The organism is Mesorhizobium sp. M7A.F.Ca.CA.004.06.1.1 (assembly GCF_003999135.1).
Taxonomy (GTDB): domain Bacteria; phylum Pseudomonadota; class Alphaproteobacteria; order Rhizobiales; family Rhizobiaceae; genus Mesorhizobium.
On sequence record NZ_RZPQ01000151.1, the window covers coordinates 1 to 9,562 of the forward strand.

General features: G+C 64.1%; 10 protein-coding genes. 5 read left to right on the plus strand and 5 right to left on the minus strand.

All coding sequences use genetic code 11. The features are described 5' to 3' along the window. Nucleotides 1-98 precede the first annotated feature (98 nt). From EN906_RS12035 to EN906_RS12050, 4 genes are read left to right on the plus strand one after another with little or no spacing between them, the layout of a single operon-like run. Nucleotides 99-1,079 (plus strand): biotin-dependent carboxyltransferase family protein, encoded by a 981-nt coding sequence (locus EN906_RS12035; RefSeq protein WP_127266696.1) that lies wholly within the window; start codon nucleotides 99-101, stop codon nucleotides 1,077-1,079. Further along, nucleotides 1,076-2,239, plus strand: coding sequence for an epoxide hydrolase family protein (locus tag EN906_RS12040; protein WP_127266697.1), 1,164 nt, complete (start codon nucleotides 1,076-1,078; stop codon nucleotides 2,237-2,239). Before EN906_RS12035 ends, EN906_RS12040 begins: the two co-directional genes overlap by 4 nt. 38 nt (nucleotides 2,240-2,277) lie before the next feature. Beyond that, on the plus strand, nucleotides 2,278-3,309 hold the full coding sequence (locus tag EN906_RS12045; protein ID WP_127266704.1) for an Ldh family oxidoreductase: 1,032 nt from the start codon (nucleotides 2,278-2,280) through the stop codon (nucleotides 3,307-3,309). 42 nt (nucleotides 3,310-3,351) lie between these two features. After that, entirely contained in the window at nucleotides 3,352-4,377 is a 1,026-nt protein-coding gene (locus tag EN906_RS12050) for a proline racemase family protein (protein ID WP_127266698.1), read from the plus strand. A gap of 17 nt (nucleotides 4,378-4,394) precedes the next feature. Here EN906_RS12050 and EN906_RS12055 read toward each other — a convergent pair whose 3' ends face one another. Genes EN906_RS12055 through EN906_RS12075 form a run of 5 tightly spaced genes read right to left on the minus strand, consistent with a single transcriptional unit; the run spans nucleotide 4,395 to nucleotide 8,628 of the window. Beyond that, nucleotides 4,395-5,168: a 5-oxoprolinase subunit PxpA gene (locus tag EN906_RS12055; protein ID WP_127266699.1), complete on the minus strand. Its 774-nt coding sequence runs from the start codon at nucleotides 5,166-5,168 to the stop codon at nucleotides 4,395-4,397. 36 nt (nucleotides 5,169-5,204) lie between these two features. Then, nucleotides 5,205-5,594: a biotin/lipoyl-containing protein gene (locus tag EN906_RS12060; RefSeq protein WP_127272578.1), complete on the minus strand. Its 390-nt coding sequence runs from the start codon at nucleotides 5,592-5,594 to the stop codon at nucleotides 5,205-5,207. Then, entirely contained in the window at nucleotides 5,584-6,957 is a 1,374-nt protein-coding gene (gene accC, locus EN906_RS12065) for an acetyl-CoA carboxylase biotin carboxylase subunit (RefSeq protein WP_127269420.1), read from the minus strand. Before accC ends, EN906_RS12060 begins: the two co-directional genes overlap by 11 nt. 4 nt (nucleotides 6,958-6,961) lie before the next feature. Continuing rightward, nucleotides 6,962-7,417, minus strand: coding sequence for an acetyl-CoA carboxylase biotin carboxyl carrier protein subunit (locus tag EN906_RS12070; protein WP_127269419.1), 456 nt, complete (start codon nucleotides 7,415-7,417; stop codon nucleotides 6,962-6,964). A gap of 8 nt (nucleotides 7,418-7,425) precedes the next feature. Next, on the minus strand, nucleotides 7,426-8,628 hold the full coding sequence (locus tag EN906_RS12075; RefSeq protein ID WP_127269418.1) for a pyridoxal phosphate-dependent aminotransferase: 1,203 nt from the start codon (nucleotides 8,626-8,628) through the stop codon (nucleotides 7,426-7,428). Nucleotides 8,629-8,832: 204 nt separating this feature from the next. Here EN906_RS12075 and EN906_RS12080 point away from each other — a divergent pair. Continuing rightward, a partial coding sequence (locus tag EN906_RS12080) for an FAD-dependent oxidoreductase (RefSeq protein WP_164777157.1) occupies nucleotides 8,833-9,562 on the plus strand: 730 nt, incomplete at its 3' end.

Here is a 9,562-nt window from a genome sequence, read left to right on the forward strand (position 1 = left end):
GGCCATACCGACGTGAAGCTCTTCAAGGCCGAAGCGGAATTGCCCGTGCTGCTCAGGCCCGGAGACAAGATTCGCTTCGCAATTGCAGGGATCGAGGCATGATCGAGATCCTCACCACCGGCCTGCCGAACACGGTCCAGGATCTCGGCCGGCCCGGTCATCTGGCGCTGGGGGTCAGCCATGGCGGCGCCATGGACAAGCAGGCACTGGCGATCGCCAATCTCATGCTGGGCAATGATCCTTCGGCCGCCGGGATCGAGGTCACGCTTCATCCGTTCCGGCTGCGCGCGCATATCGACACCGCCGTCGCCATCACCGGCGCTGATTGCGCCGTCAGCATCGGCGACCGGCCCTGCCCGCCCTGGTGGGCCATGACGATCCGCGCAGGCGAGACCCTTGTCCTCGAGGCGCCGCGCGCCGGTGCTCGTTCCTACATCGCCTTTGCCGGCGGGATCGATCTGCCGCCCGTCATGGGGTCGCGCGCGACGGATGTGAAAGGCGGTTTCGGCGGGTTCGCTGGACGCGGCCTGTCGCGCGGTGACCGGCTTGCGCTCAAACCTGCGCAATGCCGCCTTCCCGCGGGCGGCATCGGCGCAGCGCTGGAGGAGCGACGAGGCGCGGCGGACGCCTTGGCCTCGGCAATCGAATTGCGGGTTCTGCCGGCCGCCGAGTTCGACGCCTTCACGCCGGAGGCCCAGGCGGCTTTCACCGGCAGCGAATGGCGCATCACCGACGACGCCAACCGTATGGGATATCGCCTTGCTGGAGAGACGCTTTCGCTCCTCTCACCGCTCGAATTGCTCTCGCACGGCATCGTACCAGGCACAGTCCAGGTGCCGCCGTCCGGCCAACCGATCATCCAACTTGCCGATGCCAACACTTGCGGCGGCTATCCGAAGATCGCTACGGTGATCGAAGCCGACCTCTGGCGGCTGGCGCAAGCGCCGGTCGGCGCGCGCCTGCGTTTCTCAGCGGTCTCGATAAAAGCGTCGACGGAAGCGCTTCGCGCGAACCGGCAGCAAAGTCACGACTTTATCGCCGCCCGAAACCTTATGGCCGGCGAGCAGAGGACTCCATGAAAATTCGCCCCTTCACCATCGAGATTGCCCAGTCTGAAATCGACGATTTGAAGAAGCGCATCTCGACCTGGCGCGAGCCGGACCAGTTGCAGGCGATAGGCTGGGCGCAGGGAACGGAGCACGAGGAACTGCGCCGACTTATGCAGCACTGGCGCACCGGCTTCGACTGGCGCAAGCAGGAAGCCGCCTGGAACATCCATCCGCACTACCAGACGGATATCGGCGGCGAAACCATCCATTTCATCCATGCGCGCGCCGCTGTGGCGACCAACAGAACGGTCATACTCACCCATGGCTGGCCAGGCAGCGTCTTCGAATTTCACAGGCTGATCCCGCTTCTGACCGATCCGCTTTCGCATGGCGGAAGACTGGAGGACGCCTTCAACGTCGTGGCCCCGTCGATTCCCGGCTATGGCTTTTCGAGCCGGCCGACCAGGCCTGGCCTCAACCTGTTCACCGTCGCCGATCTTTGGGCCGAGTTGATGAGCCGTCTAGGCTATGAGCGATATCTCGCCCAGGGCGGGGATCTGGGCGCCAGCGTGTCGACCTGTCTGGCGCACGCGCATCCAGGCAGTCTCGCCGGCGTGCATCTGAACTTCGTCCCCGGCTCATACTCACCTCCTCACGATCCAGGCCCGGATGGCGACCTGAGCTTGGAAGAACGCGCCTTCCTGGAACGGAAAGCCGGATGGGCGGATCTTCATGGCGCCTATGCTCATATTCAAGCGACGCGCCCGCAAACGCTTGCCTACGGGCTGACGGATTCGCCGGTCGGACTGGCGGCCTGGATGATCGAGAAGTTCCGCGACTGGAGCGATTGCGATGGCGATCTGGCCAACGCCGCTTTTTCGCGCGACGACATGCTCGCCAACATCTCGCTCTACTGGTTCACCCGGACCGTCGCTTCGTCGATGCGGCTCTATTGGGAAACGCGCGCCCGTCCGCTTGCATTCGCGCCCGGCACGGCGATCAACGTCCCGCTTGCAGTGGCTTTGTTCCCCAAAGAGCTGCCGATGCCGCCAAGGAGTTGGGTCGAGCGCGTCTTCAAGGACATCCGCCAGTGGACAGCGATGCCGCGCGGTGGTCATTTCGCAGCCCTCGAGCAGCCCGCTTTGCTTGCACAGGATCTAAGAGCCTTTGCCGGTGGTCTGGATTTTTAAAGGCAGCGTTTGCGCGCAGCCAAGCCCGAAGGCCAGAAATGACCAACACCACGATCACCACCGATGCCCTGCATGAGCGCGTCGATGCAATTTTCCGCAAGGCCGGACTGAACCCCATTCAGGCCAGCGCCATTACAAGGGTCATCGTCGCGGCGGAACGCGATGCCTGCAAGTCGCATGGCATCTACCGGATCGAAGGCGCCCTGCGGACGATCAAGGCCGGAAAGGTGAGCCCACACGCGGTGCCCGAGTTGTTGCCTCAAGACGCTCCCGCCCTCGTCAAAGTGGATGCGAAGCATGGTTTCGCCAACCCAGCCTTCGAATTGGGTCTGCCGGTGCTGATCGAGCGGGCACGGTCGTGCGGCATTGCCGCACTCGCGATCAACGATGCGGTGCATTTTTCCGCCCTTTCGGTGGAGGTCGAAGCTTTGACACAGGCAGGCCTGACCGGCCTGGCCATGTGCCCGAGCTATGCCACCGTCGCTCCGACCGGTGGCAACGGACCATTGCTGGGCACCAATCCTTTTGCCTTTGGCTGGCCGCGAGAAGAGCAGCCTCCCTACGTTTTCGACTTCGCGACCTCGGTTGCCGCGCGCGGCGAGATCGAGCTCCACCGCCGGGCAGGCAAGAAGCTGCCGGAAGGCTGGGCCATGGATTCTGACGGCAGGCCAACGACGGACCCCGAAGCTGCCCTGGCGGGCGCCATGCTTCCCTTCGGCGGGCACAAGGGCTCGGCCATCGCGACGATGATCGAACTGCTCGCCGGGATCATGATCGGCGACCTGACCAGCCCCGAGGCGCTCGAGCTGCTTGGCACCACGACGCTTTATCCGTCGCACGGAGAGTTGGTCATCGCTTTCTCGCCGAAAGCCTTCGCCGCCGGCCGGCCCGGCAATCCGCTGGGCCGTGCTGAAGCGCTGTTCGAGGCGATCTTGGGCCAGGGTGCGCGCCTGCCCTCGCAAAGGCGGTTCCTAGCCCGCGAGACGTCGGAGCGCGACGGTATCGTCCTATCGCACCAGGAAATGGAACAACTCGATCGTTTTCTCGAACGGGGGCTCGACGCGGTCTGAATCGGTATCGCCAGGGCCAAGACCAATCACAGGAGGAGAAAAATGCGCTGGACGAAAACATTCACGGTCGTCGGCTGCCATGCCGAGGGCGAAGTCGGCAATGTGATCACCGGAGGCGTCAAGGACGTTCCGGGCAAGACCATGTTCGAAAAGAAGGAGTATCTCGAAGCGCATATGGACGACATTCGTGGGCTGCTCTTGTTCGAGCCGCGCGGTGCGCCCTACGTCAACGGCAACATCATCCTGCCGCCTTGCGATCCCTCGGCGGATCTCGGCTACGTCATAATTGAAAGCACGGAATACCCGCCCATGTCCGGCTCAAACACCATCTGCGTCGCCACAGTGGCGCTGGAGACGGGCATGGTGCCGATGAAGGAGCCTGAGACATTGCTGCGCATGGAAGCGCCGGCCGGCATGATCGAGGTGCGCTGTCTCTGCGAGAACGGCAAGGTGAAGCAGGTGGAGTTCACCAATGTACCGGCTTTTGCACTCCACCTCGACACGCATGTCGAGGTGGAAGGGCTCGGCACGATCACCGTCGACACCTCCTATGGCGGCATGACTTTCGCCCATGTCAATGCGCGCGCACTCGGCTTTTCCATAACACCCGACGAGGCCCACCAGATGTCGCTGATGGGCCAACGCATCAAGAAGGCGGTCAACGAACAGCTCAAGGTCGTGCATCCGGAGAACCCGAAGATCCGCGACGTGTCCAACGTGATTTTCGAAGGTCCGATCGAGCGCGTCGACGGGCGCGTGGAAAGCGTCAACGGCACGGTGTGCCTGCATGGCAGGCTCGACCGCTCACCGACAGGCACCGGCACCACCGGGCGGCTGGCGGTGATGTCGGCAAAGGGGCAGATCGTCAAGGGCGAGCTGTTCCGTAACAGATCGATCATCGGGACCCATTTCGATTCCCGCGTGATCGCCAATACGCGCCTCGGCGATCGCGACGCTGTCGTGGTCACCATCGCCGGACAAGCCTGGATCACCAGCATCGGCCAATATGGCCTCGACCCGACGGACCCTTATCCACGCGGGCATCGCCTCAGCGACGTCTGGTTCTGAAACGGACGCGGCCGTGCTCAGGCCGCGAACGCTCTGACCCTGACGCCGCTCGCCTCCAGCCGTCGCCGAACGCGCGCGGCGATGGCGACGGCTGCCGGCGTGTCGCTGTGGACGCAGATCGAATCGATCGGCGTCTGCAGCATCTGCCCGGAAAGCGTCTCGATGGCGCCTTGCTTGACCATCCGCACGACCCGTTCTGCCGCCTTCTCGGCGTCGTGGATGACAGCGCCTTCCAGCTTGCGCGAGACAAGAAAGCCTTCCTCCGTATAGGCGCGGTCGGCAAAGATTTCGGACCTGACCGTCAGGCCCGCGTCGCGCGCGATCCTGTCCTGGAAGCCGAGCGCAATGGCCAGGCAGATCAGGCCGGGATCGACGGCCTTGACCGCGCGCGTCACCGCTTCGGCGACGCCACGATCGGTCTGGGTAAGATTGCCTAGCGCGCCATGCGCCTTGACGTAGCGGATCGGGTGGCCGGCATAGGCGGAAAGCGCCTGCGCCGCGCCGATCTGGTAGGCGACCAGCCTTTCGATCTCATCCATGGAATGCGGAATGATGCGGCGTCCGAACCCCCACAGATCGGCGAAGCTCGGATGCGCGCCAACAGCAACGCCCTTGTCGCGCGCCATCGAGAACGTGGCCGCCATGATCTCGGGGTCGCCGGCGTGAAAGCCGCAGGCCACATTGGCGGAACTGACGATGTCGAGGATCGCCGCATCGTCGCCGAGCCTGTAGGCTCCAAAACCCTCGCCCATGTCGGAATTGATATCGACCTGCAATCCTTGGGCCGCCATGGCGCTTTCCTCAGTGGTTCGAACCATCGCCTTGCTTCACACCAGCCCGTAGAGCGGCGTGCCGTAGCCGACGACCGCTCCGTCCTCGATCAGCGCTGCACCCAGCACACCGTCTGCCGGCGCAACGATTGCCTTCAGGCATTGGCCGACCTGCAGGACGCCGACCGTCTCGCCCTTGCGAACCGTCTGGCCAGGTTCGGCGATCGGGCGACCGGTCGTCGGGTGATCGAGACGGAACACGCCGACGCCGGGCGCGCGCACGCCCTTGAAGGCCGTTTCGGCCTTCGGGGCTTCGGCCAGGGGTGTCGAGGCAACAACGGATTGCATGTGCAGGCGCAACGAAAAGCCGGCCTCCGACACTTCGATCTCGCCGATGCCGGCGCTAGCGCACCAGGCGGCCAGCCTTTCGATCTCCTCAATCGTCATCGCCGCCTCGTCCCTGGAGCAGACCGCCTTCAATGAGACGTTCGAGATGATGGATATCGAAGCCGCCGGCAGCGAAGCCGGGCTCGTCCATCAGGAGGCCGTGCAGCGGCGCGTTGGTGGCGATGCCGACAGCCTCCATCTCGCCCAGCGCGCCGCTCATGCGCCGGATCGCCTCGGCTCGCGTCACGCCATGCGCCAGCAGCTTGGCCACCAATGAATCGTAGTGCGGCGGGACGGTGTAGCCGGAGTAGAGATGCGATTCGACGCGGATTCCGGGACCTCCGGGCGGCGTCCAGCGCTCGACCCGGCCCGGATGCGGGCGAAAGCTGTATGGATCTTCAGCGTTGATGCGGCATTCGACGGCGTGGCCCTGGATGCGGATGTCTTCCTGGCTGAACGACAGGGGTTCGCCCCGGGCGATGCGGATCTGCTCGCGCACGATATCGATGCCGGTGACAAGTTCCGTGACGGGATGCTCCACCTGCACGCGGGTGTTCATCTCGATGAAAGAGAAGCGCCCGTCCTCGTAGAGGAATTCGAATGTGCCCGCGCCTGTATAGCCGATGGTCAGGCATGCCTGGGCACACAGCTCGCCGATCTCGGCAACCGCCTCGCGGGCGATGCCGGGCGCCGGCGCCTCCTCGATGATCTTCTGGTGGCGGCGCTGCATGGAGCAATCCCGCTCGCCGAGCCAGACCGCCCTGCCATGCTTGTCCGCCAGAATCTGGATCTCGATATGGCGCGGATGCTCGAGGAATTTTTCCAGATAGACTTGCGGGTTGCCGAACGCCCGGTCCGCCTCTTTCACCGCCATTGAAACGGCTTCCATCAGGGCGTGCTGCTCGCGCACGATGCGCATGCCGCGCCCGCCGCCGCCGCCCGCTGCCTTGACGATGACCGGATAGCCGATGGCCTCGGCAATGGCGCGCACTGCCTGCTCGTCCTGCGGCAGCGCACCCTCCGACCCTGCAACGCAGGGAACGCCGGCGGCGATCATCGTGCGCTTGGCGGAGACCTTGTCGCCCATGGTGCGGATCGCCGCCGCGGACGGCCCGATGAAGATGAGACCGGCATTCTCAACAGCCTCGGCGAAGGCGGCGTTTTCCGAGAGGAAACCATAGCCCGGATGGATCGCGCCGGCGCCGGTAAGTTGCGCGGCCGCGATGATCTCGGCGATGTTGAGATAGCTCTCCGTCGCGGCCGCCGGTCCGATGCAGATCGCCCTGTCCGCCAGCGCGACATGTCGAAGGCTCGCATCCGCTTCCGAGTGCGCCGCCACCGTCTTCAATCCGAGGTCGCGGCAGGCGCGCAGGATGCGCAGCGCGATTTCACCACGATTGGCGATAAGGACGGTGTCGAACATCGCCTCAGCCCAAATCTTCGAGAACGAACAGCACATCGCCGGACTGCACCGCGGCATGGTCGTCGAACGCGATCTGGACGATCCGCCCAGCGCGATCGGATTCCACGACATTGAACGTCTTCATGGCTTCGAGGACACCAACCTTCTGCCCTTCCACGACCATATCGCCAACCGAAGCGAGCGGCGGTTCACCTTCGGTGCCGGAGCGGTAGAACACGCCCGTCAGCGGCGCGCGGATCGAATAGCGTGCGATGGGCGGAGATGTCGAAGCCGGATTTGTGAAGACGGCAGGGACGGCGGCTGGCCCCGACTGCGACGCAGATTGCGCTTGCGACGCGGATTGCGCCGGCGCCATCTGCCTGGACATGCGGATGCGAACGCCATTGCGCTCGATCTCCAGTTCGGCAATGGGCGAACGCGAGACAAATTCGATCAGCTTCTGGACGAAGTCGAGATCCATCGCCGACCCTATCGCAGCGCTTCGACAGCCTTGGCGATTCGCCCGATCGCTTTTTCGATCAGATCCATCGACGTGGCTATGGAAATGCGGAAATGCGGCGACAGCCCGTAGGCAGAGCCCTGCACCACCGCGACCCGCGCCTGATCGAGCAGGTAAAGCGAGAAATCATCGTCGCTGCCGATGGGAGTGCCGTCGGGGCGACGACGGCCGATCAGGGCCGAGCAATTGGGATAGAGATAGAAGGCGCCCTCGGGCGTCTGGCAGGTAAGGCCGGGAATCTTGCGCAGCAGCTCCAGAGCGCGGTCGCGCCGAGCCTGGAATTCGAGCGCCCGAGGGCGAAGAAAGTCCTGGGGACCTTCCAGTGCGGCAATGGTCGCGGCCTGCGAGATGGATGACGGGTTCGACGTGCTTTGGCTCTGCACGGTGGCCATGGCGCGGATCAGCGGTTCCGGCCCGCCGGCATAGCCGATCCGCCAGCCGGTCATGGCATAGGCCTTCGACACGCCATTCACTGTCAGCGTACGGTCCTTCAGCCTCGGCTCGACGCCGGCGATGGTATGGAAGGTACGTCCATCGAACAGGATATGCTCGTAGATGTCGTCGGTCAGAACGTGCACATGCGGGTGATCGAGCAACACCCCGGCCAGGCCGGCAAGTTCGTCGGGGCTGTAGACGGCGCCAGTCGGATTGGAAGGCGTGTTGAGCAGCAGCCATTTGGTGCGCCCGGTGATCGCGGCTCGCAGGGCTTGCGGTGTCAGTTTGAAGCCCTGCGCCTCCGTGCAAGGAACGACCACGGGCTTGCCTTCGCCGAGCAGGACGATGTCGGTGTAGGAAACCCAATAGGGCGCGGGGACGACCACCTCGTCACCGGGGGCCAGCGTTGCCAGCAGGGCGTTGTAGATGATCTGCTTTGCGCCACCCGCGACGCTGATTTGCGAAGGCTTGTAATCGAGGCCGTTCTCGCGCCTGAATTTCCCGGCCACCGCCTTCTTCAGCGCGGCGGTGCCGTCGACCGCCGTATAGCGCGTTTCACCCCTGCGCATCGCCTCGTAGGCCGCCTCGACGATGTGCGGAGGCGTTGGAAAATCCGGCTCGCCGGCGCTCAGGCTGATGACGTCGATGCCGGCCGAGCGCATTTCGATTGCCCGCGCGGTGACCGCCATGCTGGGGCTTGGCTTGATGACGTCAAGACGGGGAGCGATGAGGCCCACGGGAAATCCTCGTCATGGCTGCCGCGACGTTGCCGGGCAGGTGATATCTGGTGAAAATTGGATAATGTATTCTGATTTTCGCGTCAAACCCCTTTTTCTGCATCGAAGACCGGGTTATGTCTCATTCCAGTGGTGGGTCGATAGAGGAAAGTATCCAATCCTTCATCGCCGCGTATGACATTCGAGATAGGGAACACGATTGGAATGGGCACGAACTATGATGTGGTGATCGTCGGCGGCGGCGTTGTCGGCAGCTCGATCGCCTATTTCCTGTCAGCCAATCCGGATTTCGATGGCAGTATTGCGGTGATCGAGCGGGACCCCTACTACACGGCCTCCTCGTCTTCCTTGTCGACCAGCGCCATCCGCCAGCAGTTCGGCACGGCGCCCAACATTGCCATGTCGAAGTTCAGCATCGACTTCCTGCGCCAGGTAAAGACGCGGCTTGCCATCGGCGACGAGTTGGCCGACATCGGCCTGCATGAGCCCGGTTACCTCGTGCTGGCGACACCCGAGCGGGCAGACGCGCAGCGTGCCAAGAACCGCGTTCAGCGCGGCATGGGCGTCGACGCCGAACTGATCGAGCAGGTCGATCTGGCACGACGCTTCCCGTGGCTCAACACGGACGATCTCGCCCTTGGCTCGCTCGGCCTTGGCAGCGAAGGCTGGTTCGACGGCCCCGGCCTGATGCAGGCCTTTCGCCGCAAGGCGCGCACGCAGGGCGTGGACTATCTTGCCGCGACGGTGACCGGACTGACCATGGCGTCTCCCCAAAAGGTCGGCGAAGTGGTGCTCGACAATGGCGACCGGCTTGCCGCCGGCACGGTGATCAACGCGGCCGGACCGTGGAGCGCGGGCATCGCCAGGATGGCCGGCGCCGAACTGCCGGTTGTCCCGAGCAAGCGCTGCGTCTTCGTCTTCGAAACGCCGGCAA